Origin of the sequence: Acidovorax sp. PRC11 (assembly GCF_031844105.1) — a bacterium.
GTDB lineage: Bacteria > Pseudomonadota > Gammaproteobacteria > Burkholderiales > Burkholderiaceae_C > Paracidovorax.
In genome coordinates this window covers 109,061-135,364 of record NZ_JAUZUQ010000014.1, presented here as the reverse complement: position 1 = coordinate 135,364, position 26,304 = coordinate 109,061, and the positions used below count along the sequence as shown (strand labels likewise).

Annotated in this window: 28 protein-coding genes and 1 pseudogene; 22 read left to right on the top strand and 7 right to left on the bottom strand. The window is 71.7% G+C overall.

The genetic code is table 11. The features are described 5' to 3' along the window. Positions 1-183: 183 nt before the first annotated feature. From Q9R47_RS24335 to sctN, 13 genes and pseudogenes are all read left to right on the top strand, one after another. Positions 184-732, top strand: a pseudogene (locus Q9R47_RS24335) (EscC/YscC/HrcC family type III secretion system outer membrane ring protein); the annotation flags it as partial. 493 nt (positions 733-1,225) lie between these two features. Continuing rightward, positions 1,226-2,176 (top strand): type III secretion system outer membrane ring subunit SctC, encoded by a 951-nt coding sequence (gene sctC, locus Q9R47_RS16700; RefSeq protein WP_311234308.1) that lies wholly within the window; start codon positions 1,226-1,228, stop codon positions 2,174-2,176. Further along, a complete protein-coding gene (gene hrpD5, locus Q9R47_RS16695) occupies positions 2,173-3,171 on the top strand; it encodes an HrpD5 family protein (protein WP_311234307.1) in 999 nt (332 codons plus the stop codon). Before sctC ends, hrpD5 begins: the two co-directional genes overlap by 4 nt. A 22-nt stretch (positions 3,172-3,193) precedes the next feature. Then, on the top strand, positions 3,194-3,457 hold the full coding sequence (locus Q9R47_RS16690) for a hypothetical protein (RefSeq protein WP_311234306.1): 264 nt from the start codon (positions 3,194-3,196) through the stop codon (positions 3,455-3,457). A 14-nt stretch (positions 3,458-3,471) separates the two neighbouring features. Beyond that, complete coding sequence (locus Q9R47_RS16685; RefSeq protein WP_311234305.1) at positions 3,472-3,921, top strand: hypothetical protein; 450 nt, start codon at positions 3,472-3,474, stop codon at positions 3,919-3,921. A gap of 134 nt (positions 3,922-4,055) precedes the next feature. After that, entirely contained in the window at positions 4,056-4,337 is a 282-nt protein-coding gene (locus tag Q9R47_RS16680) for a hypothetical protein (RefSeq protein ID WP_159777048.1), read from the top strand. A 118-nt stretch (positions 4,338-4,455) separates the two neighbouring features. Next, positions 4,456-4,773: a hypothetical protein gene (locus tag Q9R47_RS16675; RefSeq protein WP_311234304.1), complete on the top strand. Its 318-nt coding sequence runs from the start codon at positions 4,456-4,458 to the stop codon at positions 4,771-4,773. A 179-nt stretch (positions 4,774-4,952) separates the two neighbouring features. Beyond that, positions 4,953-5,468, top strand: coding sequence for an HrpB1 family type III secretion system apparatus protein (locus tag Q9R47_RS16670; RefSeq protein ID WP_311234303.1), 516 nt, complete (start codon positions 4,953-4,955; stop codon positions 5,466-5,468). A 32-nt stretch (positions 5,469-5,500) separates the two neighbouring features. Further along, positions 5,501-5,881 carry a type III secretion protein gene (locus Q9R47_RS16665; RefSeq protein ID WP_311234302.1) on the top strand — a complete coding sequence of 127 codons (381 nt, stop codon included), beginning with the start codon at positions 5,501-5,503 and terminating at the stop codon, positions 5,879-5,881. 12 nt (positions 5,882-5,893) lie between these two features. Further along, positions 5,894-6,724, top strand: coding sequence for a type III secretion system inner membrane ring lipoprotein SctJ (gene sctJ / locus Q9R47_RS16660; RefSeq protein WP_311234301.1), 831 nt, complete (start codon positions 5,894-5,896; stop codon positions 6,722-6,724). Then, the gene (locus tag Q9R47_RS16655; RefSeq protein ID WP_311234300.1) at positions 6,721-7,356 is read left to right on the top strand and encodes a type III secretion protein HrpB4; all 636 of its coding nucleotides are present in this window, start codon (positions 6,721-6,723) and stop codon (positions 7,354-7,356) included. Before sctJ ends, Q9R47_RS16655 begins: the two co-directional genes overlap by 4 nt. Further along, entirely contained in the window at positions 7,350-8,114 is a 765-nt protein-coding gene (sctL, locus tag Q9R47_RS16650) for a type III secretion system stator protein SctL (RefSeq protein ID WP_311234299.1), read from the top strand. The genes Q9R47_RS16655 and sctL overlap by 7 nt, the downstream gene beginning before the upstream one ends. A gap of 44 nt (positions 8,115-8,158) precedes the next feature. Continuing rightward, complete coding sequence (gene sctN / locus Q9R47_RS16645) at positions 8,159-9,487, top strand: type III secretion system ATPase SctN (RefSeq protein WP_311234298.1); 1,329 nt, start codon at positions 8,159-8,161, stop codon at positions 9,485-9,487. Between the two features lie 141 nt (positions 9,488-9,628). Here the strand turns inward: sctN and Q9R47_RS16640 are convergent, their stop codons facing one another. From Q9R47_RS16640 to Q9R47_RS16615, 6 genes are all read right to left on the bottom strand, one after another. After that, complete coding sequence (locus tag Q9R47_RS16640; RefSeq protein WP_311234297.1) at positions 9,629-11,410, bottom strand: hypothetical protein; 1,782 nt, start codon at positions 11,408-11,410, stop codon at positions 9,629-9,631. Positions 11,411-11,414: 4 nt separating this feature from the next. Beyond that, positions 11,415-11,915 carry a hypothetical protein gene (locus Q9R47_RS16635; RefSeq protein ID WP_311234296.1) on the bottom strand — a complete coding sequence of 167 codons (501 nt, stop codon included), beginning with the start codon at positions 11,913-11,915 and terminating at the stop codon, positions 11,415-11,417. Beyond that, on the bottom strand, positions 11,912-12,301 hold the full coding sequence (locus Q9R47_RS16630; protein ID WP_311234295.1) for a hypothetical protein: 390 nt from the start codon (positions 12,299-12,301) through the stop codon (positions 11,912-11,914). Before Q9R47_RS16630 ends, Q9R47_RS16635 begins: the two co-directional genes overlap by 4 nt. 367 nt (positions 12,302-12,668) lie before the next feature. Continuing rightward, complete coding sequence (locus tag Q9R47_RS16625; RefSeq protein WP_311234294.1) at positions 12,669-13,970, bottom strand: hypothetical protein; 1,302 nt, start codon at positions 13,968-13,970, stop codon at positions 12,669-12,671. A 305-nt stretch (positions 13,971-14,275) separates the two neighbouring features. After that, positions 14,276-15,172: a type III secretion system export apparatus subunit SctT gene (gene sctT, locus Q9R47_RS16620; protein WP_311234293.1), complete on the bottom strand. Its 897-nt coding sequence runs from the start codon at positions 15,170-15,172 to the stop codon at positions 14,276-14,278. 6 nt (positions 15,173-15,178) lie between these two features. Then, positions 15,179-15,721 carry a type III secretion protein gene (locus Q9R47_RS16615; RefSeq protein WP_311234292.1) on the bottom strand — a complete coding sequence of 181 codons (543 nt, stop codon included), beginning with the start codon at positions 15,719-15,721 and terminating at the stop codon, positions 15,179-15,181. 255 nt (positions 15,722-15,976) lie between these two features. Here Q9R47_RS16615 and sctU point away from each other — a divergent pair, with 255 nt between their 5' ends. The 8 genes from sctU (at position 15,977) to Q9R47_RS16575 (ending at position 23,545) form a co-directional block, all read left to right on the top strand. Then, the gene (sctU, locus tag Q9R47_RS16610) at positions 15,977-17,041 is read left to right on the top strand and encodes a type III secretion system export apparatus subunit SctU (RefSeq protein WP_311234291.1); all 1,065 of its coding nucleotides are present in this window, start codon (positions 15,977-15,979) and stop codon (positions 17,039-17,041) included. A gap of 43 nt (positions 17,042-17,084) precedes the next feature. Continuing rightward, entirely contained in the window at positions 17,085-19,151 is a 2,067-nt protein-coding gene (gene sctV, locus Q9R47_RS16605; RefSeq protein ID WP_311234290.1) for a type III secretion system export apparatus subunit SctV, read from the top strand. Between the two features lie 223 nt (positions 19,152-19,374). Further along, the gene (locus Q9R47_RS16600; RefSeq protein WP_311234289.1) at positions 19,375-20,073 is read left to right on the top strand and encodes a type III secretion HpaP family protein; all 699 of its coding nucleotides are present in this window, start codon (positions 19,375-19,377) and stop codon (positions 20,071-20,073) included. Next, a complete protein-coding gene (locus tag Q9R47_RS16595) occupies positions 20,070-21,191 on the top strand; it encodes a FliM/FliN family flagellar motor switch protein (protein ID WP_311234288.1) in 1,122 nt (373 codons plus the stop codon). The genes Q9R47_RS16600 and Q9R47_RS16595 overlap by 4 nt, the downstream gene beginning before the upstream one ends. After that, on the top strand, positions 21,188-21,850 hold the full coding sequence (sctR, locus tag Q9R47_RS16590; protein WP_311234287.1) for a type III secretion system export apparatus subunit SctR: 663 nt from the start codon (positions 21,188-21,190) through the stop codon (positions 21,848-21,850). The genes Q9R47_RS16595 and sctR overlap by 4 nt, the downstream gene beginning before the upstream one ends. 14 nt (positions 21,851-21,864) lie before the next feature. Continuing rightward, positions 21,865-22,128, top strand: a complete 264-nt coding sequence (gene sctS, locus Q9R47_RS16585) for a type III secretion system export apparatus subunit SctS (protein WP_311234286.1) — start codon at positions 21,865-21,867, stop codon at positions 22,126-22,128. Next, the gene (locus tag Q9R47_RS16580) at positions 22,125-23,093 is read left to right on the top strand and encodes a hypothetical protein (RefSeq protein WP_311234285.1); all 969 of its coding nucleotides are present in this window, start codon (positions 22,125-22,127) and stop codon (positions 23,091-23,093) included. Before sctS ends, Q9R47_RS16580 begins: the two co-directional genes overlap by 4 nt. Continuing rightward, a complete protein-coding gene (locus Q9R47_RS16575; protein ID WP_311234284.1) occupies positions 23,090-23,545 on the top strand; it encodes a molecular chaperone Tir in 456 nt (151 codons plus the stop codon). The genes Q9R47_RS16580 and Q9R47_RS16575 overlap by 4 nt, the downstream gene beginning before the upstream one ends. Before the next feature lie 76 nt (positions 23,546-23,621). On the opposite strand, the gene Q9R47_RS16570 is transcribed toward Q9R47_RS16575, so the two are convergent. Continuing rightward, complete coding sequence (locus Q9R47_RS16570) at positions 23,622-24,398, bottom strand: response regulator transcription factor (RefSeq protein ID WP_311234283.1); 777 nt, start codon at positions 24,396-24,398, stop codon at positions 23,622-23,624. A 491-nt stretch (positions 24,399-24,889) separates the two neighbouring features. On the opposite strand from Q9R47_RS16570, the gene Q9R47_RS16565 reads away from it, so the two are divergent. Beyond that, a complete protein-coding gene (locus Q9R47_RS16565) occupies positions 24,890-26,296 on the top strand; it encodes a helix-turn-helix domain-containing protein (RefSeq protein ID WP_311234282.1) in 1,407 nt (468 codons plus the stop codon). Positions 26,297-26,304: the final 8 nt, after the last annotated feature.

Below are 26,304 nucleotides of genomic sequence, written 5' to 3'. Positions count from 1 at the left end.
AAGGCGAAACACCCTGCCGCGCGCTGCACGGCGCCCTGCCGGGGCGCAGCCCGCGGCGGACCGACCGCGCGCGGCCGGGCTTCGCACCCGCTCGCTCGGCTTCGCATCCCGCTGGGCGCAGGCGGCACCCGGCACCTACTCTTTCCCCCAAGCGCAGATGCCCTTCACCGGAGAACTTGAGTGATGCACCGACTCCCCCCCCACGCCGCGCGCCGCTCCCCCGGCGGCCTGCACGGCGGCGCCATCGCCATCGCCGGCGCTCTGCTCGCCCTGGGCACGGCGGGCCTGCCGTTCGCCCCGGCCGCCGAAGCCTCGCCGCTCAAACTGAGCACCGCGCTCGCAGGCCCTGGCATGGCGGACGCCCGGCCTGCCGGCGCCTCCCCGGCACAGGCGCGCCACAAGCGCCAGGCCACGGCCCAGACGCTGGCCATGGCGTCCGCGGGCGCCGCCACCGACGCCGCGGCGGCACCAGCCGCCCCCGTCCCCGCCTTCACCGCGCCCGTGCCGGTCCCGCCCAATCCCGCGGGACGTTCACTGGAGACGCTCAACACCGCCACGCGCGCCGCCGAGCCCTGGAGCCGCGGGCAGTTCCTCTACCGCGCCGAGAACAAGCGCCTGGCGGACGTGCTGCAGGATTTCGCCGCCAGCCAGGGCATTCCGGCCGTGGTGGCGGACGGCCTGGACGGCACCGTCAACGCCAACTTCGACGCCCGGCCCCGCGATTTCCTGGACACCATGGCCCGCGCCTACAACATGCTGTGGTACTACGACGGCTCGGCGCTCTACTTCTACCCGGGCAAGGCGATCCAGAGCCGCCTCTTCCGCATCAAGGGGTTCAGCCGCGACCAGCTCACCGGCATGCTGCAGGCGCTGAACGTGGGCGACAGGCGCTACCCCATCCGCTACGACGCCGTCAGCAGCACCATCTACGTGTCCGGCCCGCCGCGGCACGTGGAGCTGGTGACGTCCGCCCTCGACGCGCTGGATGCCGGCGTCACCGCGAATGCCGAGCGCACGGTGCGCGTCTTCCGCCTGCAGTTCGCGTCCGCCAGCGACCGCAACCTGGGCGCCGCCACCGTGCCGGGCGTGGCGTCCACCCTGCGCAGGCTCTACGGCAACGAGGGCGCCAGCAACAACGGGCTCGCGGCGTCGCAGGCGGCGACGGCCGAGGCGATCGAGAAGATCGAGCAGCAGACGCGCCGCAAGATGCGGCGCCTACGTTCCCGTGCCCGCGGCCAACCAGTTCCTGCCGCCGCTGCCCCGCGCCAACGCCGACGAGGGAGCGCGGCCGGCGATGCCCGTGTCCCTGCCCTCGGCCTCCTCGTCCGCGGCCACCAAGGCCGAGGACCCACCGCCCCGCTTCGAAGCCGACGAGGGCACGAACGCGGTGGTGGTGTACGGCCGCGCCGACCGCATGAGCGAGTACGAGGCGCTGATCGGCCGGCTCGACCAGCGGCCGCAGCTCGTCGAGCTGGAGGCCACCATCATCGAGGTCAACTCCGACAGCGTGGACGCCCTGGGCGTGAACTGGTCGCTGCGGGCCGGAACGAGCACGGTCACGGCCGGCCTGCCGGTGCCCGCGTCGCCCGCCGCGCTCAGCACCATCGTGCTGGACGCGGGCCGCCACCTGCTGGCCAGCATCAACGCGCTGGAGGCCCAGGGCAAGGCGCGCATCCTCTCCAAGCCCTCGGTGCTCGGCGTGGCCAACCGCGCCGCGGTGATGCGCGAGAAGCGCGTGGCCACCGTGCGCGTGGCCGGCAACCTGGAGGCCAATCTCTTCCAGATCGAGGCCGGCACGCTGCTGCAGATGACGCCGCAGGTGACGGCGGTGGACGGCCGCAACACCATCAAGCTCAGCCTCTACATCGAAGACGGCGCGTTCGAGGCGAACTCGGTGGACCAGATCCCCATCGTCAAGAAGACCGAGATCCGCACCGAGGCCCATGTCCGCGAGGGCGAGAGCCTGCTGATCGGCGGCATCACCATCGAGACGGAGAACACGCAGAACAACGCGGTGCCGGGCCTGTCGAAACTGCCCGTGGTGGGCGGCGCATTCCGCAACACGGAGCGCACCACCAGGCGCACCGAACGGCTGTTCCTGATCACGCCCCGCGTGATCGCGCAGGGCGCACCGGCCGTCGATGTCGCACTCTCTTCGGAGGTTCGCAAGCCATGAAGCAGCTTCGTATCCTGACCGGCCAGCATGCCGGCGCCCGCATAAATTTGACTCCAACGCGCCACCACCTCGGCGCGGACGACGCGGCGGACATCCAGCTCCTGGACTGGACCGCCGACCCGATGGTGATCGATGCGGGAGACGACGGCATGGTGCGCATCGCAGCGGAATCCGCAGAGGCCGCAGGCCCCGGCGACGTGCTGGAGGACTTCGCTCCCCGGCGCTTCGGCGACGTGGTGCTGTGCGCAGGGCCCGCGGCCGGCGCCTGGCCTGCGGATGCGGACATCATCGCCCGCCTCTCGCTGCCCGCCGCCCCGGCCCCGGCAGCCCCCGCCGGCAGACCCCGCGCCCTGTGGCCGCGCATCGCCTTCGCCGCGCTGGGCACGGCCCTCATGACGGCCGCTCTCGGCGCCGCGGTCTCGCCGCTCGGTCCCGTGCCGGCCGCGCGCCTGCCGGCGCCCTCCGTGGCATCTCCCGAGACACTGCGGATCCGCGTGGAACGGGCGCTGGAAGGGACTTCCGTCGCGGGCTACGAAGTGCTCGACCAGGGCGACGGCGTCGTGGTGCGCGGCCTGCTGCGCCAGCCGTCCGACGCCGACGCACTGCGCCAGCGCCTCGCGGCCTTCCAGGGCGAGCGCATCGTGCAGTCGTTCGCGCCGGCCACCGAGGTGACCCAGAGCATCGCCGACGCGCTGGGCCAGCCCGGCCTGCGCGTCAGCCACCAGGGCAACGGCTACTTCGTCGTCAAGGGCGAGGTGTCCGACCTCTCCACGCTGCGGCAGACCGCCTCCCGCGTGGCCACCGATCTGGCACCGCTCGTGCGCAGCATCGAGGTGGCCGCCACGCAGCGCCCCGCCAAGGGCCAGCCCGCCATGAGCGCGCTCATGGAAACCGACGGGCTGCAGTACATGCAGACGCGCGACGGCGTGAAGCACCTCTCGCTCACCCCTGGCCGCCGGCATGCCTCCGCCGACCCGCAGGAATTCTTCCGCTAACCCTCCCAAGGACTGCCACACCATGAACGCATCCATCGAATCCACCCTCTTCAGCGACCTGGAGAACCTCGAGAAGGCCCTGAGCCAGGACCTGAGCGGCGACCATGCGCGCGCCATGATCCGGTACTTCGGCGAGGCCGCCCGGGAAAGCGGCACGATGAAGGCGCAGGCCCGCATCGACGCCGAACGGCAGCTGATCGGCCAGCTGGAGAACGCCTTCGAGGCCTCGCAGCGCGTGATCCGGAAGATCTGGGAAACGCTGCACGGCGCGGCGCTGGCGGTGTAAGGGGAGCCCCGGAAATGCGCCACGCCCACCCCGCCTTCGCCCCTGCTGCGCACGCAGCGCCCGCGGCACGCTCCGAGCCGTATCCGGCGATCTACCGCAACCTCATGAGCACCTCGCTGCTCGGCACGGTGTACCGCGTCGGCGACGACGCGGACACGATCAGCCGGGCGGTCGAGGCCACCCTGGAGGACCGGAGCACCTACCGGCTCTATCGCAGCATCGTCCTGGCCATGGCCGGGCAGCGCGGCGAAGAGCGCGAGCAGCTGCAGCAGCGGGTGGACTCCCACCCGGACGATGGCGCGAGCAAGGTCGCGCTGGCCCTCACGCTGCTCTTCGAGGGCGACCCCGACTGGCGCCACTGGATCGACAACGTGCTGGCGACCAGCGCGGACCAGCCGGTGCGCCAGGCGGCCCAGGGGGTGCTGCAGTTCCTCGGCCGGGGATTGCGGCCGGCCGTGCATTGAAAGGCCGCATCGCCGCTGCGATGCAAAGGTTCGGCGCCCGGGTCGGCCGGGCGCCTCCTGAATGGAAACCGCATTGGCGCGGGGTCCGTCAACCGCGGTGACACCGCAATTTTCTTCAACCAAGGAGTTCCTCCATGCCATCCATCTCTTCGCTCGGCTCCGCCGCCTACACCGGCAGCACGATCGCCTCCTCCGTGGGCAGCAACCTGCAGGGCACGGCGCCCTCCATCGCGGCGACCGGCAACACCATCGCCATGCAGGAAACCTACATGCAGCAGCAGGAAGCCCTCACCCAGGCCGGCATCGCCAACATGGCCCGCCAGGCCCAGCTGAACTTCCAGAAGGAAATGGCGGAACTGAACGCCAAGACCATCGGCGCGCTGGCCAAGTCCCTGTCCGGCCTCGCTCCGCAGTGACGCCTGCCGAATGAAGACGCGGCGCGGCGGCAAAGGCCGGCGCGCCAACCGAATGGAGGCCGCAGGGTGCGGCCTTCGCCAACCGCGGCAACGCCGCAATTTCTTCAAGGAGTGTTCCATGCCTCTCAACTTCAACAATCGCGGCCCCTCCACGTCGTCCTCCACGTCGAGGGCGGGCTCTGCCGCCTACACCGGCAGCACGATCGCCTCCTCCGTAGGCAGCAACCTGCAGGGCACGGCGCCCTCCATCGCGGCGACCGGCAACACCATCGCCATGCAGGAAACCTACATGCAGCAGCAGGAAGCCCTCACCCAGGCCGGCATCGCCAACATGGCCCGCCAGGCCCAGCTGAACTTCCAGAAGGAAATGGCGGAACTGAACGCCAAGACCATCGGCGCGCTGGCCAAGTCCCTGTCCGGCCTCGCTCCGCAGTAATGCGCCGCACCCGGCCATGCGGCTCCACGGCCGCATGGCCTGGGCCGGGCCCGAAGATTTTCTCCCCGAGGAAACCCCATGCATGCCCCCGATGCCGCCCCGGCGCACGCGCCCGCCTCCGGCCACCTCCTGCCGACCGCGCCGAACGCATCCCCCACCCTCTTCAGAAAGACCGCGCCATGACCCCCCAACTGTCCCGTCAAGAAGTGGTCGCGGGCCTCATCCATCTCGCGGCGGCCGCCGTCGAGCGCGAGCTGACCGACGACGCCGACGACATCCTCCAGGGCGCGCGCATCCTGCGCCCGCGCCTGCAGGAGCTGGACCTGCTGGAAGGATGGATCTGCATCCAGCGGGGCCAGGTGGCCGAATGCGCCCGGCTGATGCGCAATGCGGAGAACAGTCCCACCCTCTGGGGCATGGCCAAGGCCCTGATGGCGCGGTGCCAGTACTTCCTCAAGGACCCGGCCTGGCGGATCAGCGCCGAGGAAGTGGCGGCGCACTGCAAGGACCCGTCCGCCCTGTACATCGTGCAGCGGCTTCTCTCGCACCAGGGCACGGGCAGCGGCGACGGCGACAGCACCCCGGACACGGGCGGCGCCGCCGCGCCCCAGCGGCTGCAGGCCACACCGATGGCGCAGGGCGCAGCCCCTGCCAACCCGCTCGCCGACCCTTTCGTATTCCAGTTGCGCGCCTGACCCCCGGCCGCACCCCCGCCCAGGAGCCCGCCATGAACGCCCTTCCATTGCCCGTATCCTCCGCCGCGGCCATCGATGCAGGGGCCGTCCAGCCCGGCAACCTGAACGCCCTGGCGGAAAAATTCTCGCGCCTGATGGAAGGCGCGGGCACCTCGTCCGCCACCGATGCTTCGCCGGACTCCACCGTGGGCAGCGCCCTGCTCCACCAGGACGAATCGATGCGCAAGTCGCTGCAGGACATGCACGCCCTGGCGCACGCGCAGAAGGACGGATCGCTCAACGACATCGATCTCACATCCCGGCAGGTCGAACTGATGTACCGCATGTCCACCATGCAGTTCCAGTTCAATGCCATGGTGTACCTCGCCCAGGGCGCCAAGAGCGGCCTGCAGACGCTGATGCGCAACCAGTGACGGACGCACGCCATGGCCTCCCACCTCCCCTCCGCGTCCGGCCGCCGCGCCGGCCTGCGCCGCTGGCTGCTCCCGCTGCTCCTGCTGCTGGCCCTGGCCGGCTGCAAGAGCGACCTCTACACCAAGCAGACCGAATCCGACGCCAACGACATGGTGGCGGCGCTGCTGGAGAGCGGCGTCGACGCGGGCAAGGCCACGTCGGACGCCGGCAAGACCTGGAACGTGCAGGTCGACAAGGAAGACGTCGTGCGCTCGCTCGCGGTGCTGCGGTCGTACGGACTGCCGCGCGAGCGGCACGTCACCCTCGGCGAGATGTTCAAGAAGGAAGGGCTCATCTCGACGCCGACGGAAGAGCGCGTGCGCTTCATCTACGGCGTGGCCCAGCAGCTGGAAGCCACGCTGTCGCAGATCGACGGCGTGGTCACCGCGCGGGTGCACATCGTGCTGCCGAACAACGATCCGCTCGCCTCCACCGTCAAGCCGGCGAGCGCTTCGGTCTTCATCAAATACCGTGAGAACGCCAATACCGCCGGCCTGACGGCGGGCATCAAGAACATGGTGGCCCGCAGCGTGGAAGGGCTGACGTACGAGAACGTCACGGTCACGCTCGTACCGGGCATGCCCATCGGGCCGGCGCCCGCGCCCGTCCGCAATCCGTCCCAGGCCGGGATGTGGGCCGCGCTGGGAGTCGCCCTGGCGCTGGTGCTGGGCGCCGCGGCGGGCTGGATCGCCTGGAAGCGTCCCGGCTGGCTGCCCGGCAGGCGCAGCCGCGGCCCCGCGGGCGCCGACGGCGACGCCGCGCCGGAGAAGTCTCCCGCGCCCTCCCGGAGGCTCGCAGGATGAGCCGCGCCCAGGACCTCGCGCGGCTCGCCGGCGAGCTGCAGGCGCGCATCGAGGCGCTGCCCGACCACGTGGACCCGAGCTGGCTCACCCCCCCGGGTCCGGCCGGCTCCGCGGCCGGCGCCTCCGCGGCGGTCCCGCCGGAGATCCGGGGAGCCGTCTCCCAGGGCTGGTTCCTGCGGCTGTGCGACACCCTGCCGCCGCTGGACCTGCTGGAAGACAGCGGCGCGCGCCTCGCGCTGATGGACCGGTCCTCGCTGCTGGCGCGCCTGTGCGCGCTCGCCCTGATGGGCCGCCCGGGCGTGCTGCGCTGCTGCGTGCAGCGCAATGCCCGCCTGGCACTGCAGCAGTCCCTCGGTCCTGCGTTCGCGGTGCTGCGCGCGCGCGACGGCGGCCCCGCCGTACCGCCGGAGGTGGCCGGTTGGCCGCCCATCGCCTGGTCCTGGGTAGGCTACCGGGAACTGGCGCGCGCGGGCACCTGGCCCGACCGCGGCCTGCGGCGCATGGTGCGCCTCGCCCTGCCCGCATCGCGCGCCGACGCGCCCCGCCCCCGCATGGTGCCGCGGGCCTCGACGGCCGCCCGTGACCGGCTGCGGGCCCTCGAAACCCTCTTTGCGGGAGATTCCCCATGCTGATCTGGTCCTCGCCCCGGGGCACGAGCCTGCAGGCGCATTCCGGCATCCTGCGGGCCGGCGATTTCGACACGGCATCCGATGCGCTGGCCATCCTCGATCAGGCGCGGGAAGAGCGCGAGCACCTCGCGGCGCAGGCGCGGCAGGACGCCGCCGTGCTGCTGGCACGCGCACGCGCGGAGGCCGAGCAGCTGCGCGCCGACGCCGCGGCGGAAGCCGTGGACCTGGTGGCGCAGACCACCGCCCAGGCCTCGGAGGAATTCGTGCGCCGCTGGCATGCGCAGCTCGCGGACCTGCAGGCGTCCAGCGAGGCGGCCATGGCGCGCATGGAACAGCGGCTGGCCGCCATCGTCACCACCGCGGTACAGCGCATGGTGATGGCGGAGCCGCGCGAAGCGGTGATGCGCCGGGCAGTGCTCACTTTGCGCGACACGATGAGCGAGGCGCGCGCCGCCAGACTGCACGTGCATCCCGACGACGTGCCCGCAGCCCGGGCGGCCCTGTCGGTCGTCGAGGGCGACCCGGATGCGCCCCGCGTACAGATCGAGGCCGACCCGGGCATCGCGCCCGGCAGCAGCATCTTCGAGACCGACATGGGCCGGCTCGACACCAGCCTGGCCGTGCAGCTGCAGGGCCTGCGCAGCGCACTGGAGGGCGCCGTACGCATCGCCCTCTACGAACGCGTCGGCGTGCCGGGGGAGCGGACCGGCGGCGGTGGGAACGCGGGCCACGCCCCGGCACCCGGCGGCCTCGCGAATTAGGCACCCATTTCCCAGCACGCCGCACCGCGGCAACGGAGACGATGATGGACGACGTCAGCGAGATTTCCCGCATCGCGCGCTGGATGGAGCGCGAAGTGGCCTCCGCCCCCCTGGCGCGGCGCAGCGGCAAGGTATCCGAAGTGGTCGGCACCCTGATCCGGGTGACCGGACTGGATGCCAAGCTCGGGGAGCTGTGCCACGTGCTGGACGAGCACGGCGGCCTCCTGCAGGCGGCCGAGGTGGTGGGTTTCTCCGGGGGCCAGGTCATCCTCTCGCCCTTCGGCCCGATCGTGGGGGTTCGCAGCGGCTCCGCCGTGGTGGGCCTGGGCGACGTGCTCTCGGTGCCCGTCGGCCCCGAGCTGCTGGGCCGGGTCATCGACAGCCTGGGCCAGCCGATCGACGGCAAGGGCCCGCTCGGCTGCCACGGGACGCGCCCCATCTTCGCGCTGCCGCCCAGCCCGATGGAACGCGCGCTGATCGAAAGGCCGCTCGCCACCGGCGTGAAGGCCATCGACGGCCTGCTCACGCTCGGGGAGGGCCAGCGCATGGGCATCTTCGCGCCCGCCGGCGTCGGCAAGAGCACGCTGATGGGCATGCTCGCGCGCGGCACCCAGTGCGACGTGAGCGTGATCGCACTGATCGGCGAGCGCGGCCGGGAGGTGCGCGAATTCGTCGAATTCATCCTCGGCGAGGAAGGCATGGCACGCTCCGTGGTGGTGTGCGCCACCTCGGACCGGTCCTCCAGCGAGCGCGCCAAGGCAGCCCACGTGGCCACGGCCGTGGCGGAGTACTACCGCGACCAGGGCCTGAAGGTGCTGCTGATGATGGATTCGCTCACCCGCTTCGCACGCGCGCAGCGCGAGATCGGCCTCGCGGCGGGCGAACCGCCGGCGCGCCGCGGCTTCCCACCCTCGGTCTTCGCGGAAATCCCGCGCCTGCTGGAGCGCGCCGGCATGGGTGCGCGCGGCTCCATCACCGCGCTCTACACCGTGCTCTACGAGGACGAGAGCGGCAACGACCCAATCTCGGAGGAAGTGCGCGGCATCCTGGACGGCCACATGATCCTCTCGCGCAAGATCGCCGCGCGCAACCAGTACCCGGCCATCGACGTGCTGGGCAGCCTCTCGCGCGTGATGTCGCAGATCGTGCCGCGCGAGCACCAGCAGGCCGGCGGGCGCTTGCGGCAGCTCATGGCCAAGTACGACGAGATCGAACCCCTGGTGCAGATGGGTGAATACCGGCCCGGCAACGATCCGCTCGCGGACGAGGCCATGGAAAAGCACGCGGCGATCCGCGACTTCCTCAACCAGTCCACGTCGGACCTGTGGGAATTCGCGGATTCGGTCGATACGCTGGCGCGCGTCGCGGGCTGACGGCCCGGTGCCCGCCGCGGCGCTGGCGGGCACGCCGCGAAAAAAAAAGGCCGCGCCGGAAGCCGGTGCGGCCAGAAGAGAGGAAGAAGCATCCGCCTGCGCAACGCGCACGCACGCACGGGCGGGCCGGCGGAGCGGTGTTCAGGCGTTATCGGTGTCGCGTGCCGCGGGCAGGCGGCGGTCTTCCGCGCTGCGCACCGCGCCCTCGGCCTGCCAGGTCGAGGTGATGGTCTTGTAGTGCACCGCAGACAGCACGCTCAGCGCGCCGTTGGTCAACAGGGAACTGACCCCGGTGGGCAGGCCCTTGGTGACGACCGCCATCACCTCCCCCATGGAGTTGAGGTGGTTGATGATCGCCAAGCGCGTCGCGGCGTGGTCCTTCAGGCGGCCGAAATCATTGGGTTTGATGTGTGGCGCCAGCACCTGCTGCGAGCCTGCCTGGTTCGCTTCCTGCTGGCTCACCGCGAACCAGTCCGACGTTTCCAGCGCCGTGTTGAGGGCGGCCTTCACGCCGATCATCTTCGCGGTGGCGCGGATGGCTTCCGGCACGGACAGCCCCTCCACCATTTCCCCGCGCAACACATTGCGCACGTCGCCGGCCGTCACGCCCGTGGACGAGACCGCCGACAGGCCCACCTTCATGCCCTGGGGCAGCACCAGGGGAGGCAGCACGCTCCAGGCATAGGCGGTCGCCATGTTCGAGCCGCCGTAGAGCATCGCCGCACCGGCGAGGTAGTTGCCGCTGACCCCGTGGCTGCCGTCGATCTTGACCATGCCGAACTTCGACTGGATGCTGTCGCGCATCAACGCGTAGACGATCGTCTTGGCCTCGCTGGCGATGCTGGAGGCGGCGAACGAGCTGTCGCCCCGGAGCATCCCGTGGACCGCGAAGCCCACGTTCACCATCAGCGAGGTCACCTGCAGAGCCACCACGCGGTCCGAGTGCTGCTGCTGCTCCTTGCGCAGCGCGGCCTGCTCCTGCGGTGTCTTGCCCGCCCATTCCTGCGGGCTCAGCGCATGGAATCCCCGCGCCGCCTCGTCGGGATTGCGCTTCTCGCGCACCTGGCGCAGCGCCTGCAACGACATGTTGATGACGCCCATGCCCAGTTCCACGCCCAGCAGCGCGCCGGCCGGCGCCCGGCGCAAGCCCGCGATCATGGCCTCCGCGGCCACCTCGCGCACGACCGTGGAGAACCCCACGGCCACGCCCTGGTGGACCAGATGGCCGAGCGCCGCCTTGGGAAGGCGCAGCACGGCGCCGCTGCCCCGGCTCCACGCGGACGCGATGTGGCTGCGGGCCAGGGTGGCCGGCGCCACGGCGGTCCGGCCGAGCGCCGCGGCGCCGTGCAGCGCGGCGCTTCCGGCGCCAGCGGCGTGGCGGGCCAGGTCCGCGAGAGCCTGGCGATTCAGTGCCGCCTGGGTCCTGCGGCGCAGCGCGGCGGCCGCACCCCGACGCGCGCTCTGCTGTGCGGGCGCGCCGGACGGCTCCGTGGCGGCGGCCTCGATCCCGCCCGCCCGCGATGCCTCCTCCGCACCTGGCTCCACCTCGTGCTCGGGCACCGCTTCGTGGCGGAGGGAATTGCGCGCATCGCGCTGGAAGGCGGCGCTCTGCGACGGCCCGCCCCAGTCCGAGAAGGCGCTGAAGTAACCCGAATCCGAACCGATGGACATATCGTCGGACCGCTGGCTGCGGATGTCCCACAGCGGTACATCGGCGCCTTCGCCAGGCAGTGCGCCACGGGGAGCGGGAGCGGCCGCGGAAGCGGTCCTTCTGCCGGAGTTGCGCGACGGCGGCGCATTGCCCGGCTCATGCCGCAGGCTGCGGCTGCCCGCCGGTGCCGCGGAGCCGCCCTCGCGCGTGCCCGCACTCTTTTCGGCACGGGAGGTGGAGCCGGAACGGCGGGTGGAAGCGATGGGATCCATGGTGTCACACCTGTCTGATGGCGACGGAGTCCGCCGGAAGGGGGGAAAGGGAAGGGGCCTGGGCGGTCGCGGAGCAGGGCACCCCGAACGCCTGGGCGAATGCGCCGAGCTGCCGCACGGCGTCGGCGAGCGACCCGGCATCGGCCAACGACCAGCGCCGCAGCAGTACGGGACCGGCCAGTCCCAGCGCGAACGCCACGCCGGCACCCACGAAGAGCTGGATGTTGGCGGCCAGTGCCGCATGGGCGCGGTCGGCCTGGGCGAGGTAGTCCGCGCCCAGGTCCACCGACAGCAGCAGCGCCTGCTCGCCGGGATCGGCGGCCACGGCGATGGTGAGCTGCTGCAGTTCGAAGCGCCCGGTGCGCGCGGCCTCGCGGGCCTGCGCCGCGCTGGCGCCCAGCAACAGCGCGGCATCGCGGACCAGCCCCTGCGCATGGGGGGATGCGTCGAACTCCTGCACGGGCGCGGGCCGGCCATGCACCGGGCCATGGACCGCGGCGCTCACGCGGACGCCCCCCTCGGGAGCGCGCTTTCCGCCAGCGCCTCCGCGCCTTCCGCGACGGCCTTGCACAGAGAGAGCATGCCGTCGAACTGCGCCGCCAGCGTGCGCGCATCGTCCAGCCCGGGGTCGAGCGGCATCAGCAGCAGCGCGTCGCCGCCCGGATCCAGGCTGAAGATCCACGGCGCCGTCAGGAGGGCCTGCCCGTTGGCCAGCAGCAGGGCCTCGTTCCAGCGGGAAGGGGTGACGCTGTCGGGACGGGGCATCTGGGCGGTGGCCAGCCAGCGCCCGCTCTCGTTACCGGCTGCCGCGGCGACGGACAGCAGGACGCCGTCCACCTGGATGGCGCCGTGCGCCGCGAAGGCGCGGGCGGCGGTGTCGTCCGCGCCCATTCTGCGGACGGCGGCCTCCGCGCACGCGCGGCGGCCGGGGGAGAGGGAACTCTGCAGAGGCGCGAGGGCGCCGGGTGGTTCAGCAATATCGGTGGACATACGCTTCCCGCGTCGATCGGATGGTGGTGGTGGGGACGGCCCGGCGGACGGCCCGCGCACCGGCAGGCCATGGCGCAGGCCACTGGAATGCATCCTATGGACGCGGTTGCGGCACGGCCCGCTGCGCACGAAGCCACCTCCCAGAAAGCGAAGCCGCCGTCCGTGGCCTGCCGGAAGGCCATGGACGGCGGGGTCGGGTACCGGCAGGAAAAACGCCCGCCCCGCCGCGAACGGACGGGGCGGGCGGAGGTGCCGCGCGGTGGTCGGCTCAGGCGCGGGAAGAGTCGGCAGAGTCCTGCACCGGCGGCGGCTGCGTTGCGGCGGCACCGCCGTTGGCGGCGCCTTCGTTGCCGGATTTCTTGGCCGCCAGCGTCTCGAGCAGCTTCAGCAGCACTTCGAGGATCTTCTGGATCTGCTCCTGCCCGTTGTTGCCCTTGGCGAGGTCATCCACGCCACGGTTGTCGCCCTTCGACACATCGTCCAGCAGCTTCTGGATCTGTTCGGCCGGGCTGCCGCCCGCCGCGCCCTGGGCACCGCCGGACGGATCCCCCGCGGCGGGACCAGCGCCGGCGGGCGCGCCGCCGCCAGCGGGAGCAGCGCCGGACGGAGCGGCGCCAGAGGGCGCGCCGCCCGCGGGAGCACCGCCGGCTGCGGGCGCACCGCCACCGGCACCGCCGCCCTGCGAGTCCTTGCCCTTCTGCGCCGTCTGGAGCAGCTGGATCAGCTGCTGCAGCAACTGCATCAGCTGATCGATCGAGGAGCCCCCCTTGTCGCCTGCGCCGTTCGTGCCCGACGGACCGGACGTACCCGAAGTGCCCGACGGACCCGAAGTGCCCTCGCCGCCGTTCTGTCCCCCCTTGTGGAGCAGCAGCTCCAGCAGTTGCTTGACCAGCTCACCGACGTCGTCCGCGCCACCGCCATTCGCGTCGCTGGTCCCGCCCGTCGCGGCCGGGCCGCCGGCATTGCCCGCACCACCGGCATTGCCCGCACCACCCGTGCTGCCTGCGGGGCCGGCGCTGCCCGCGCCATTGCCGCTCCCGGAACCGCCCGTGCTGCCCGTGCCGCCGCCGGCCGGCGATGCGCCGGTGAGCGATTCGAGGCCCTTCATGAGGTCCTTGGCGAGCTGGTTGAAGCTGCCGTTGGCCTGGCCGTCGTCGAGCTTGTCCAGCGTCTTGGGGTCCGAGCCCAGCGCCTCGGCCAGTTTCTGGGCGAAGCGGTTGGCCTTCTGGTCATCGAGCGACTTCTGGATGCTCTCGCCGAGGCTCTTGAACAGGTCGGCGAAGCGCTGCAGGACGCCCTCGGGGCCCGAGCCGGCGCCGCTGCCGGCACCGGGGCCGCCTGCGCCCGATGCCCCACCAGGGCCCGATGCACCAGGGCCCGACGCACCGCCGGGGCCCGACGGCCCGGACTTGTCGCCCAGCTTGTCCTGCAACGCACGCACGACCTGTTCGATGACCAGCAGCACGATCTGCTGGAGGGCATCGTCGGCGCCGCCACCCGCCGGCGCAGCCGACGCTTGGCGGGACAGGTCGATTCCCGGGCGGGACAGTTGGATCTGAGAAATGGACATGGATGAACTCCTGTGAAGTGAAGGAAGTAGCGCAACCCGAACGGGCGACGACGCAGCCGAGCGATGAAGCACACGATCTCCTGGCACCCGCCGCCCCGTGCCGGATGCCGCGGTGCGGGCGATGGCGGACCACCGCACGCAGGGAATCGGGGCCGGTGCCGAGGGCGCCGGAAGATCGCGATGCCACGTTAAAAGCGCGGCGGGTTCCGGGCCGGCCGGCACGCGAAGACGGCGCAACCGATGCGAATGCGGGCGGCCGCCGGAGCCCTCGGTCCCCATGAAAGGCCGAAGGCGCGGGCCGCGTGCTAGCGCGGGCCGCCGCCGCGCTGCGCCGTGCCGGTATCGCCCGGCGCGGGCGCCGGCGGCGGTTCGGCCCTGCCGGGCTCGCGCGGCGCGAAGATGCGCTCCAGGCGCTGCGCCACGGGCCGCAGCGTGAGCTGCTCGCGCACCTGGTGAAAGAACACGCCGACGAGCAGCACCAGCAGCAGCATGGTCGCCGCCCCCTTGAGCGGCTGCGCCAGGCTGCCGGGCTCGAGCTTTTCCGCGGCCTTGCTGAGAAGACCCATGCCCAGGTCGATGAGCATCAGCGTCATCAGCACAGGGCCGGCGATCTTCAGCATCGCCTGCGTGTACGACGCGACTTCCTGCGGGAAGAAGCGTTCCGCCAGCACCGCCCCGCTGGGCATCATGCCCGTGAGGGGCCACCAGGCGTAGCTGTCGAACAGCAGCCCGACGAACACCAGCATGCCGCCGAGCATGTAGAAGCCGACGATCGCCATCTGCATGAGCAGGTTGCCCACGGGCGTGCTCTGCATGCCGCTGAGCGGGTTGGTCTGCTGGATGTTGTTGTAGCCCGCCTGGTTGTCGATCAGCATGCCGATGCCCTCGGCCACCCAGAAAACGACGGAGACGACGAAGCCGATCAGCATGCCGATGAGCGCCTCCTTGAGCGCGAGCGCGATCAGCGCCAGCGGGCCGGTGCCATCGAGCAGGTCCGGCGGCTGGCCCCACGCGACGAAGGCGCCCAGCAGCAGGACCATGCCGTTGCGCACCCGCCCCATCAGGAGCTGGTCGTTGGTGGCCGGCAGCACCAGCAGGGCCGCGTAGAAGCGCGTGCAGGACAGCGCGAGCAGGACGAACAGGCCCTTGAAATCCACGGCCATCCGGAAGAGGGCCAGGCCGTTGTCGATGTAGCCTTCCATGGCGCGTCAGCCCACGGCCATCCCCATCGACTTCGCCGACACCCGGCTGCGGCGCAGCTCCCGCGCGGCCGCCAGCATGCGGGCCGCCGCGGTTTCCTCGGCCTCCTCGTCCTGCGCATCCTCCTGCGCACGCTCTGCCGCCGCGAGGACCCGCTGCAGCCGCTCCCGGGCATCCTCCAGCTGCTGCCGCGCCCGGTGGAGGGACGCCCTGCAGCGCTGCACTTCGCCGCGCGCGGCTTCGACGCGCGCCGCGGCCTGGTCCGCCTGCCGCCGCGCGTCGGCGCTCTGCGCCTGCGCCTCGTCCACCAGCATCTGCAGCGCCACCACGTCGTTGCCGAGGAAGCGGTGGCCCTCTCCGGTGGCGGAGGCCAGGCGGTCCCGGCGGGTGCGCTCCGCGTCCAGCGCGGCCTCCTGGGCGGCCATCACTCCGGCGTGCGCCGCCTCCTCGTCCTGCATCGCTGCGATGCCCTGCTGCAATGCCGTCTCCGCCTGCTCCGCGCGGCGGGACTTGAGGCGCACCAGCGTGCGCAGGCCTTTGATCGTGCTCACGGTATCTCCCGGGCCGACACCCCGCGACCCTGTGGCCAGCAGCCTAGGCGGGCCCCGCGGCGCGCGGGCCCGGCGCCCGAAGCGCGGCGCGGGAACGCGAACCCGCCCGCCGCCCTGCGCACGGGCGGGCAGGCGTTCTCGCGGCGCGCCGCTTCGCGTGGACCGGCAGCGCTTCGCGCCATGGCGGCCAGCGGCCGGTCCGCGCTCCTACATTGGCCCAGCCGCGCATCCCGAGCGCTGTCCCGATGGCACACCATGTCGGAAAAGACCGAAGAGCCCACAGACAAGAAACTCAAGGATGCCCGCAAGAAAGGTCAGACGGCCAAGAGCCAGGACCTCGTCGCGGCGGCCATCCTCGGCGCGGCGCTGCTCGTGCTCGTCGGCGCCGGCCCCATGCTCTACGAGCGGATCCGCCGCATCGTCGCCACCGCGATCGAGCAGGGCATGCAGGTGCACGGCACGCAGCAGATGCTCGCGCTGCTGTCCTCGATGGCGCTCGACGGCATGGTGGTGGCCTTCGGCATGATCGCCGTCTCGGTGCTCGTCGCCATCCTGGCACTGCTGCCGCAGGTGGGCTTCATGATCACCTTCGAGCCCCTGGCGCCGAAGTTCGAGAGCCTCAACCCGGCCGAGGGCATCAAGAAGATGTTCAACGCACGGTCCTTCATCGAGCTGCTGAAGTCGATCCTCAAGGCGCTGGTGCTCGGCACCGTGCTCTGGCAGATCGTCATGGGGCTGCTGCCGCTGCTCGTGGGCTCCGCCTACCTCACGCCCGAGGGCAGCGGGCAGATTGCCTGGAGCGCGCTGCTGAAGCTCTTCTTCTGCGCCTTCCTCGTGTTCCTGGTCATCGGCCCGGTGGACTTCGGCCTGCAGAAGTGGCTGTTCGTGCGCGACCAGCGCATGAGCAAGGACGACGTGAAGCGCGAGCACAAGGACAACGACGGCGATCCCCACCTCAAGGGGCACCTGAGGTCCCTGCGCGAGGAAATGGCGACCTCGCCGCCGCAGGAGCGGGTGCCGGGCGCCACCGTGGTGGTCACCAACCCCACGCACTATGCCGTGGCCTTGCGCTACACGCGCGGCGTCACGCCGCTGCCCGTGGTGGTCGCCAAGGGCATGGACCGCGAGGCCGCCGTGATCCGCGGCCTGGCCGCGCAGCACCACATCCCCATCGTCGCCAACCCGCCGCTCGCGCGGGCGCTGCACAGGCTGCCGCTGGACCAGCCCATTCCGGAGGCGCTCTTCGAAGCCGTTTCCGTCGTGCTGCGCTGGGTGGCCGAGCTCGACCGGCTCGGCGGCGAACCCCCACCCGCCGATTGACGCCCTTCCCTCCTTGCCCGCCACCGCTCACCGAGGACGCACCATGGCCAAGAAACTCGACACCACCCTCGTCAACGACCTGACGATGGCCGCCTTCCTCGTCGGCGTGATCGCGCTGATGATCCTGCCGCTGCCCACGCTGCTGATCGATGCCCTGCTGGCGATCAACCTCAGCGTCAGCGTGCTGCTGCTGATGACCACGCTGTTCATCCCGGACGCGGTCTCGCTCTCGACCTTTCCCTCGCTGCTGCTGTTCACCACGCTCTTCCGGCTATCGCTCAACATCGCATCGACCAAGGCGATCCTGCTGCATGCCGATGCAGGCCACCTGATCGAGAGCTTCGGCCAGCTCGTGGTGGGCGGCAACCTGGTGGTGGGGATCGTGGTGTTCCTCGTGATCACCATCGTGCAGTTCATCGTGATCGCCAAGGGCTCGGAACGCGTCGCCGAGGTCGGGGCGCGCTTCACGCTCGACGCGCTGCCCGGCAAGCAGATGAGCATCGACGCCGACCTCCGCGCCGGCCTGCTCACCGCCGACGAGGCCAAGGCCAAGCGCGCGCGGCTCAGCATGGAGAGCATGCTGCACGGGGGCATGGACGGCGCGATGAAGTTCGTGAAGGGCGACGCGATCGCGGGCCTGATCATCACGCTGGTCAACATCCTCGCGGGCATCGTCGTGGGCATCATGTACCACGCCATGACCGCGGGCGAGGCCGCCAACCGCTTCGCCGTGCTGTCGATCGGCGATGCCATGGTCTCGCAGATCCCCGCGCTCTTCATCTGCATGGCCGCGGGCATCCTGACCACCCGCGTGGCCGACGAGCACCGCAAGAAGCCCACCTCGCTCGGCGAGGACATGACGGAGCAGCTCACGCGCAACACCCGCTCGATGTACCTGGCAGGCGCCCTGACCCTGGGCTTCGCCGCCATCCCGGGGTTTCCCGCCGTGCCGTTCGTCATCCTGGCCGCGGCCCTCGTGGGCGGCGGCCACTGGCTGTCGGGCCAGCGCAGGCGCGGCAGCCAGGCCCCGGCCAAGACCCATTCGAAGCCCATGGCCGCGCTGCTGCGCGAGGGCGGAAAAGGCGAAGGCACGGCGATCCAGCACCGCCCGCCCGAATTCGCCAAGCCGCTGTCGATCCGGCTGTCCGCGGAGCTGGCCCGCCTGCTCGACGCCGAGCGCCTCGACCGCGCGGTCGACAAGGAGCGCGAGGGCCTGCAGGCACGGCTGGGCCTGCCCTTCCCGGGCGCGGCCATGTGGGTGGCGGACGCGTTGCAGGATCTGCGGTTCGACATCCTCATCAACGACGTGCCCGTGGCCCGGCGGCAGTTGCCCGGCGACATGCTCCTGCTGCTGGATGCGCAGTCCCCGCTGGCCGCGCAGGCCCTGCCCGGCGGCCCGCTGCTGGGAATGGCGGAATCGCTCTGGATCGCGCCGTCGGCGCTCGCGCCCGGCCAGCGCGCCGGAGCGTGCTTGGAGATCGAACAGGTCGTCGCCCGGGAGATGGTGGAGATGCTGAACCGCCACGCGCACCTGTTCATGGGCGTGCAGGAGGTGCAGTGGGTCATCGAGCGGGCCACGCCCGAATACCCGGGCCTCGTGGCCGAGGTGCAGAAGGTGATGCCGCTGCAGCGCATGGCCGAGGTGCTGCGCCGGCTGCTGGAAGAGCAGGTGCCGATCCGCAACATCCGCAGCATCTTCGAGAGCCTGATCACCTGGGCGCCGAAGGAGAAGGACCTGCTGCTGCTCACGGAATACGTGCGCTCCGACCTGGGCCGCTACCTGGCGCACGAGGCCGGCGGCGGGCAGCGGCACATCTCGGCCATCCTGCTCGCGCCGGAGATCGAACAGGCGATCCGCGGCTGCATCAAGCCCACGCCGGCGGGCAACTACCTGGCCATGTCGCCCGACGACGCGCGCGACATCACGGAGCGCATCGCCGCCGTCGCCGGCCCCGCGGCCTCCGGCGGCGCGATCGCGCTCGTCACCTCGATGGACATCCGGCGCTATGTCAAGAAGATGATCGAAGGCCAGCTGGACTGGCTGCGCGTCTACTCCTTCCAGGAACTCGGCAGCCTGATCGAACTGCGGCCCATCGGCCGCGTCGCCTGAGCAGCGGGATCGCGGCCGTGGAGCGCACCCCCTCCCTCCCGCGGCGCCCGGCCGCCGCCACGGGCCCCACCCCGCAGGCCGGGGGCCCCCCCCCGGCATCCGGGGCCCGGCCAGCCCGTTCGCGGCGGCCGCGGCCGGACGCTTTCAGCGCCATCTGTCCGGCGAGGCGCTCCCCGGGCCGGGCGGCGCATCCGGCATGCCGGCGCCTTCCGGCCTGGCGGGAATGCGGCCCCCCCCATGGACCGTCGGGCCCTGCACGGAACCCGGTGCCCGGGATTGCGCGCGCGGCGAGGAGGACGAAACGCCCGAGGCCATCGCTCCGCTGCCCTCCGGGCCCATCCCGTTGCCGGAGCCTTTCGGCGGGTGGGTCGCGGTGGATGCCTGGCCGCCCGCCAGCGGTCCGTTCCGGTCGCAGGGCAGCGCCTCCGGGCCGCTCCTGCCCGGGCTCGATCCGGAGCCGGCGGGCGCGACGCCACCGCCGGACACCATCGCGCCGCGCCTGGAACCCGTCCCGCCCCCGGGCATCGCGGCGCAACCCGATGGCCGGCGCGGCGATGGCGAGCCGCGCCGTGAGCGGGAGGAGCGCGGCCCCCGCGGCATGCCTGGCGCCGGCACCGCCTCGCCGCCCGGCGGCGCGCCCGCCTGGCTGCAGGACACGGTGCAGCGCATCGCGTGGCTCTGCTTCCGGGCGGACCCGGCGTTCCAGTCCTGGTCGGTCACGGTGCCGATGGACCCCGCCGTGCTGCCGGACAGCGAGGTCCTGCTGTCCCTTTCGCCTTATGCGATGCACCTTCGGTTCCGCACCGGCTCGCCCGAGGCGGCCCACCTAATCTCCCTCCATCGCGATCCATTGCGCGCGCAGCTCGAGGCATTGGGCCCCGGGCAGCGCGGCATCGACATCGATCTGGAGCCACTGCCGTGACCGCACTCGCGCCCTCCCCGCCCCCGGCCGCCACGCTGGCCGACTGCCTGCCGGCCGTGCACCCCGGCGAAGCGCGTCTGGCCCGCATCGCGTTCGACCGGCGCTTTGCGCGCTGGGCGAGCCGGGCCTGCGGGGGCGAGCCGGGCCGGGTGGCGGCGGGGGGCGCCCCGCACGATGCGATCGCGCTGGACTTCACGTGCATGCATGGAAACCTGCAGGTCTCCGTGCCGCTGTCGTCCTGGCCCGCGCTCGGCATGGTGGCGCGCATGGCGGACCCGGCACTGGCGCGCGATGTGGCGGAAGCCATGCTCGCGGCGCCCCTCGCGGCCCTGGCGGACGAACTGCCCGGGCTCGCCCTGAGGGGCCTGGCCGTGCACACCGCCGTGCATTCGGCGCCGCTGGAATGGGTGTGCGGCCGCGCACGCATCGGCCTGCGCGCCCTCGACGCGAAGGTCGCGGCGCGGGTGCGGGCCTGCCTGGCCCGCGCCGGCGATGCCGGAGGCACGCCGCTGCCCGGCCTGCGGCTGCCGGGCCGCGTGCACATCGGCACCCGCCAGCTCGCCCCGGCGGATCTGGGAACCCTCGCGCCCGGCGACGTCGTCCTCTGCGGCCTGGTGACCGGCGGCCACCGCAGCCCCTGCCATCTCTACTTCGGACTGGGAAACACCATGCAGATCCTTGCAGAACTCGATCTCGATGCCTCGGAGCTGACCCTGCGCGACGCGCCCCGCGCCCACGCCGTCAGCGCCGGCGAAGCCCATGCGCCGGGCACGCCCCCGCCCGCCGCGGCCCCGGCCCGTGCGGCCGCCGAGGGGCCGCAGCAGGCCGGCGGAGCGCCGCAGGAGCCGCATCTCCTGGCGGACGTCGGCCTCATCAGCGTGCCCATCGCGTTCGAGATCGACACCGCGCGCATCCGCCTCGGCGATCTGGCGGCGCTCGATGCCGGCGCCATCGTCCCGCTGGCAGCTCCCGCGCGCGACGCCGTGGTGCGCATCGTCTGCCACGAGCAGGTGGTGGGCACCGGGCACCTGGTCGTGATCGGCAACCGGCTGGGCGTGCGCATCGCGCACATGGCCCTGGGCGGCATCGCCGCGTCCGCCGCATCGGCCGCGCCATGACCCCGATGCCGGGGCTCGACCCCGTCTCCCTGGGCATCACGCTGCTGATGCTGGCGGTGCTGCCGTTCGCCGCCATGATCGTCACTTCCTACACCAAGGTGGTGGTGGTGCTGGGCCTGCTGCGCAACGCGCTGGGCGTGCAGCAGGTTCCTCCCAACATGGTGCTGAACGGCATCGCCATCATCATCTCCGTCTACGTCATGTCGCCGGTGGTCATGGAAGCCTCGGACCGCCTGCAGATGCTGCCGCCCGCCGCGCAGAGTTCGAGCACGCAGCAGCTGCTGGCGGCCGCCGGGGCCGCGCGCGAGCCGTTCCGCGCCTTCCTGGCCAAGCATGCGGCCGCCGAGGAAAAGGCGTTCTTCCTGAAATCCGCCACCGCGCTCTGGCCTCCGGAACGCGCCCAGGCCCTCCAGTCCGACGACCTGATCGTGCTGGCGCCCGCGTTCCTCCTCACCGAACTCGCGGCCGCCTTCCGCATCGGCTTCCTGCTGTACCTGGCCTTCATCATCGTGGAGCTGGTCATCGCCAACATCCTGCTGGCCATGGGCCTCTCCCAGGTCTCGCCCACCAACGTCGCCATTCCCTTCAAGCTGCTGCTGTTCGTCATGCTCGACGGCTGGTCGCAGGTGATGCACGGGCTGGTGATGACCTACCGCTGACCGCGCGGAGCGCCATGAACTACGACAACGTCATCCAGCTCACCTCCGAGGCGCTCATGCTGTGCCTCGTGCTGTCGCTGCCCGCCGTGGCCGTGGCGGCCATCGTCGGCCTGCTCGTGGCCCTCGTGCAGGCCGTCACCTCCGTGCAGGACCAGTCGATCTCGCAGGGCATCAAGCTCATCTGCGTGACGGTGACCGTCGCCGCGACCGCGCCTTGGGTGGGCGGCACGGTGCTGCAGTTCTCACAGCGGCTTCTCACGGCGGTCTTCGCGCCATGATTCCGGGCCTCTTCAGCGTGCTGCGGCTGCGCCAGCAGCGCACCCGCCAGCTGCTCCAGCAGCTCATCAAGCGCGAACACCTGAACGAGCAGCAGATCCAGGAAGGAGTGCATGACCGGCAGCGCGCCGCACTGCAGGGCCGCTGGGGCGACTACGTCTTCAGGACGCTGGGGCGCCCGCCCTCGCCGCCGCCCCGCCAGAGCGCGCTGCCCGGACTGGGCAACGAACATGCGCCCGAGAGCGCACACTCGGCGCTGGATTTCCAGGCCGATTTCGAGCGCGCGGAAGAAAGCGGCAGAACCGCGCGCAGCGAATCCCGCGTCGAAGAGGATGCGGACTCCCGCAGTTCGCGCGAGCGCAGCGGCGAAGAGCGGCTCACGCGAAGCCATGATGACGCCGGGCCCGGCGAGCAGGACGAGGACATCTTCCTGCAGCCCGGCAGCCAGGCGACGCCGCAGGACGCCCGGGGCGGGGACTCCGGCACGGAAGGGCGATCCGGGGGCCGCCAGCCGGGCCAGGGCGGTGGCGAGGGCGCCGGGCGGGAACCCGCGGGCGCGTCGCAGCGGCTGCAGCAGATGCAGGCGGTGCTCGACCGGTTCGAGGCGGGGCTCTCCAGCCCGGACCCGCAGGAGCGGGCCGACACCCTCGTATCGACGCTCGCGGAGATCGTGTGGGCCAGGCACGGCGTCGGCCACCCGGTGCAGGCCATGCTGCTCGCGCGCATCGCGAAATACCTGGGCGAGCAGCATGGCGAGGAAGCGCTGTCCTCCGTGGCCAAGGTGAAGGAAGCGCTGCTGCGCGCGGGGCTGCAGGGTGTGGAGATGCCCTCGGACCGCTTCGCGCTGCTGCCGCTGCAATTGCTGAACTGCAGCCGCCCGAGGACCCGGGAGCAGCGCCGGCTGGCCGCGGAACGGCTGGACGGGGGCTCCGCCTGGCTGGTACCCGACACCGGGCCCCGCGCATGAGCTACCAGCAGTACGAGCAGCTCGTCACCGAACTGTGCGCCGCCATCGACCTGCCCGACCCGGGCGCCGTGCTGGACCGCGGCTGGGTCGAGGTGGAGGGCTTCGAGGTGCAGCTCACGCACTACGAGAACGACGTGGCCGCCATGTACATCAACTTCCATTTCGGCATCGTCACCCCGGGGCGCACGCTCACCGTGTACCGGCTGCTGCTGGAGGCCAACCTCACCGTCTATGCCCAGGACCAGGCCCAGGCGGGCATCAACCCCGACACGGGCGGCATCATCCTGATCGTGCGGGTTCCCATGACGCCCGACATCAACGGCGGCTGGCTGGCCGAGACGCTCACGCATTACGCGGAGCACGGACGGTACTGGGGAGACAACATCCTGGCCTCCCACGAGGAGGCCTTCCTGGGCATCTGCTCCGGCGACTATCTGTGGATCAAGGTCTGATCCGGGGCGGCTTGCGCAGGCCGCAGGGTGCGCCGGCACGCCGGCGGTGCGCCCGGGAGCCGCGCACCGCCGCCGTTCAGCTGGCCAGCGGCGGCATCGACGGAAGGGCCGCCATCGGCGGCGCCGCATACACGCGCCGTGCCGGCGTGCTCACCGGCACGTGGACCGGGCCGGCGGCCTCGACCGTGGAGGCGAGCAGGCGATAGCCCCGCCCGTACGCCGCCTGCACGCGCAGGCCGCAGCCGCATTCCCGCAGTTTCGTGCGCAGCCTGTAGACGTGCTGCTCCAGCGTGCGCTTATTGGACTCCACCGAACGCCCCCACACCCGCGCCACGATGGTCGGCGACGAGACGACCTGGTTCGGCCGCGAGAACAGCAGCCAGGCCAGCTCGCACTCGCGGTGGGTGAGTTCGACGACGGTGCCGCGGTGCACCAGGCACTGGCGGGCCGGATCGAGTTCGCAGCCGTCCAGCGCGATGGCGCACGCGGCCTCCTGTGCGAAGGCTTCCACGTGGCCCCGGATGCGGGCCTTGAGCTCATCGTGGCCGATGCGGGAGAGGTTGATGTAATCCACCGCACCGCAGGCGAGCGCCATGCCGAAGCCCGCCTGCAGTTCCGAGCCCGCCACCAGCACCGGCACCTGGGACGAGATGCAGCTGCGGATCAGGCCCAGATCCTCGGCGAGCGTGCCGCCGGCATCCTCCAGGATCACCGCGTCCGGCGGCTGCGCCCGTGCCTGCTGGCGGAAGGCGGTGATGCTGATCTGCGACACGGCCTCGATGCCTCCCCGGTTCAGCATGTCCACGAGGAATGTGTTCACCACGGGCCGGCGTGAGAGCAAAGCGACTTGCATGAAAGTTCCCCATACGCAACGTTTTCATTGATCTGGACAGCGCTTCGAGAGCCCTGTGGATGCCACCGGACCGTTGCAGGAATCCCTTTCCCTGCAGACAGCCGTGCGTGAGTGGCATCTGATTCAAAGCTTATCCATTCCGGTCGAGTTCTGTGTGGCAATCGGTGGTCCCGCATCGATAGAAATAGTCAATTTGTTCCTTCAATTGCATCAGACCTTCCCTGTATGCAACTGTTTGTTAATAGGCGCTCGGTCCGGAGAGTGCCGGCCCACGGAAAGTCGCGGTCTCCTTCCAGGTAAATGCACCGCGCCGGGCTGGCAGGATCGCCCCGCCGCGCCCGGTGCTGCGCCCTTCATCGCCTCGCCCGAAAACCGCGGAAGTGCGCAAATTTGAGGATTTCGCACCATCTGCGTGAGCTTTCGCCAGCCCCCCGTTCCTAGCATGGACCCGTCATTCAACACAGGGGCGCGGCGGGGGCCGCGACGACACCATGCTCATCTCTCTGCTCTCTCTCTCGTGCCAGCGCATCGGCCAGGGCGCACCGGCCTTGGCCCAGATGCTGCAGAACCTGCAGATCAAGGAGGCCGCGGCGACGGGCCGCCGCCGGCTGGAGCGCGGCCAGGCGCGCGACGCCGCCAGCGTGGAGGAAGGGGCCCTGCTCGGCCGCATCCTGCTGCTGATCGGCCAGGAGGAGATCGCGGCCGACGTGTTCCATCAGCAGCTCAAGTGCTACGACGCGGTCTCGCGCAGCACGGTGCGCTGGCATTCGGCCCTGGACCAGGCCTGGATGTTCCAGCACCTGCGCAAGCCCGCCCGCGCCGCGGCCTGCTGGGCGATCGTGGCCAACGACCACGAATCCCCCGCCCCGCTGCGCGTCGAGGCCTGCTGCGGCCTGGCACTGTCGCTCCAGGCGCAGGGGCAGCATGCCGCCGCGCTGGTCGTGGCGCACCGGGCGCAGTCGCTCTGCGACGCACCGGACACGGCAGGACTCGCGGGCCATGCCCAGGCCGTGCGGCTCGAGATCCTGGCGCACGCCGAACTGCTGCATGCCGACGAACTCTCCGACCATGCGTTCGCCGAGCCCGCCCGGGAACTGGGCCGCGACCGGCTGCCCGCCGACGCCCTGCTCGCCCAGTTGCGGGCGCTGGAGTCGGATGCCGCCACGCCCGCGCTGCTGCGCGCGCGCCTGGGCCACCTGATCGGACTGCAGGCCTGCCCCGCGACGGCCCGCCAGGAAGCGGTGGCCGCCTTCTCGCGCTGGCTGCGCCAGCACGGCCTGGCGGGGATCGACGGCGAGGCCCGCGTCGAAGGCGGCCTGGCCCTGCTGGCGGTCCGGGCCGTGCCCGCGGCGCGCGAAATGATCCTGCCGCTGGCCGGCAGCGAGCGCGAGATCGAGCACCATCCCCTGGCGTCCGACATCCAGTACTGCCTGTCGAAGATCCACATGAGCGAAGGGCGGCTGGGGGAATCCCTGCGCTTCTACAAGCGCCATGTCGCCCAGACCATGCGCGTCGTCCACCAGGCGGCGCAGCGCGGGGATGCGCCCGCCGGCGGCAGCGCGCCCCAGGACACGGTGGGCCTGCGCCTGCCCCCGCGCTACCGCGCCGCCTACCGCTACATCATCGAGCACCTGCAGGACGCCAGCCTGTCGGTGCGCGAGATCGCGGGCCGGCTCGGCGTCACCGAGCGCGCGCTGCAACTGGCTTTCCGCAACCACCTCGGCATGACGCCGGCGGAACTGATCCGGCGCGAGCGCGTGCGCCGCATCGAGGGGGAAATGGAGGAAGCCAGCGCCACGGGCGGCCGCGTGCACATGCTGGAAGTGGCCTCGCGCTGGGGCATCTCCAACCGTTCCACGCTCTCCAACGCCTTCAAGCTGTCGTCCGCGCGGGTCTGACCGCAGCG

What these genes read in the sequence shown, in the direction of transcription:
- Q9R47_RS16690 (WP_311234306.1), top strand. Translation starts at nt 3,194, where the DNA reads ATGAACGCATCCATCGAATCCACCCTCTTCAGCGACCTGGAGAACCTC.
- Q9R47_RS16570 (WP_311234283.1), bottom strand. Translation starts at nt 24,398, where the DNA reads ATGCAAGTCGCTTTGCTCTCACGCCGGCCCGTGGTGAACACATTCCTC.
- Q9R47_RS16675 (WP_311234304.1), top strand. Translation starts at nt 4,456, where the DNA reads ATGCCTCTCAACTTCAACAATCGCGGCCCCTCCACGTCGTCCTCCACG.
- sctV (WP_311234290.1), top strand. Translation starts at nt 17,085, where the DNA reads ATGGCCAAGAAACTCGACACCACCCTCGTCAACGACCTGACGATGGCC.
- Q9R47_RS16575 (WP_311234284.1), top strand. Translation starts at nt 23,090, where the DNA reads ATGAGCTACCAGCAGTACGAGCAGCTCGTCACCGAACTGTGCGCCGCC.
- sctJ (WP_311234301.1), top strand. Translation starts at nt 5,894, where the DNA reads ATGGCCTCCCACCTCCCCTCCGCGTCCGGCCGCCGCGCCGGCCTGCGC.
- sctT (WP_311234293.1), bottom strand. Translation starts at nt 15,172, where the DNA reads ATGGAAGGCTACATCGACAACGGCCTGGCCCTCTTCCGGATGGCCGTG.
- sctR (WP_311234287.1), top strand. Translation starts at nt 21,188, where the DNA reads ATGACCCCGATGCCGGGGCTCGACCCCGTCTCCCTGGGCATCACGCTG.
- Q9R47_RS16640 (WP_311234297.1), bottom strand. Translation starts at nt 11,410, where the DNA reads ATGGATCCCATCGCTTCCACCCGCCGTTCCGGCTCCACCTCCCGTGCC.
- sctN (WP_311234298.1), top strand. Translation starts at nt 8,159, where the DNA reads ATGGACGACGTCAGCGAGATTTCCCGCATCGCGCGCTGGATGGAGCGC.
- Q9R47_RS16655 (WP_311234300.1), top strand. Translation starts at nt 6,721, where the DNA reads ATGAGCCGCGCCCAGGACCTCGCGCGGCTCGCCGGCGAGCTGCAGGCG.
- Q9R47_RS16630 (WP_311234295.1), bottom strand. Translation starts at nt 12,301, where the DNA reads ATGGGCGCGGACGACACCGCCGCCCGCGCCTTCGCGGCGCACGGCGCC.
- Q9R47_RS16670 (WP_311234303.1), top strand. Translation starts at nt 4,953, where the DNA reads ATGACCCCCCAACTGTCCCGTCAAGAAGTGGTCGCGGGCCTCATCCAT.
- Q9R47_RS16565 (WP_311234282.1), top strand. Translation starts at nt 24,890, where the DNA reads ATGCTCATCTCTCTGCTCTCTCTCTCGTGCCAGCGCATCGGCCAGGGC.
- sctU (WP_311234291.1), top strand. Translation starts at nt 15,977, where the DNA reads ATGTCGGAAAAGACCGAAGAGCCCACAGACAAGAAACTCAAGGATGCC.
- hrpD5 (WP_311234307.1), top strand. Translation starts at nt 2,173, where the DNA reads ATGAAGCAGCTTCGTATCCTGACCGGCCAGCATGCCGGCGCCCGCATA.
- Q9R47_RS16600 (WP_311234289.1), top strand. Translation starts at nt 19,375, where the DNA reads ATGCGGCCCCCCCCATGGACCGTCGGGCCCTGCACGGAACCCGGTGCC.
- Q9R47_RS16685 (WP_311234305.1), top strand. Translation starts at nt 3,472, where the DNA reads ATGCGCCACGCCCACCCCGCCTTCGCCCCTGCTGCGCACGCAGCGCCC.
- Q9R47_RS16680 (WP_159777048.1), top strand. Translation starts at nt 4,056, where the DNA reads ATGCCATCCATCTCTTCGCTCGGCTCCGCCGCCTACACCGGCAGCACG.
- Q9R47_RS16625 (WP_311234294.1), bottom strand. Translation starts at nt 13,970, where the DNA reads ATGTCCATTTCTCAGATCCAACTGTCCCGCCCGGGAATCGACCTGTCC.
- sctL (WP_311234299.1), top strand. Translation starts at nt 7,350, where the DNA reads ATGCTGATCTGGTCCTCGCCCCGGGGCACGAGCCTGCAGGCGCATTCC.
- Q9R47_RS16665 (WP_311234302.1), top strand. Translation starts at nt 5,501, where the DNA reads ATGAACGCCCTTCCATTGCCCGTATCCTCCGCCGCGGCCATCGATGCA.
- sctS (WP_311234286.1), top strand. Translation starts at nt 21,865, where the DNA reads ATGAACTACGACAACGTCATCCAGCTCACCTCCGAGGCGCTCATGCTG.
- Q9R47_RS16580 (WP_311234285.1), top strand. Translation starts at nt 22,125, where the DNA reads ATGATTCCGGGCCTCTTCAGCGTGCTGCGGCTGCGCCAGCAGCGCACC.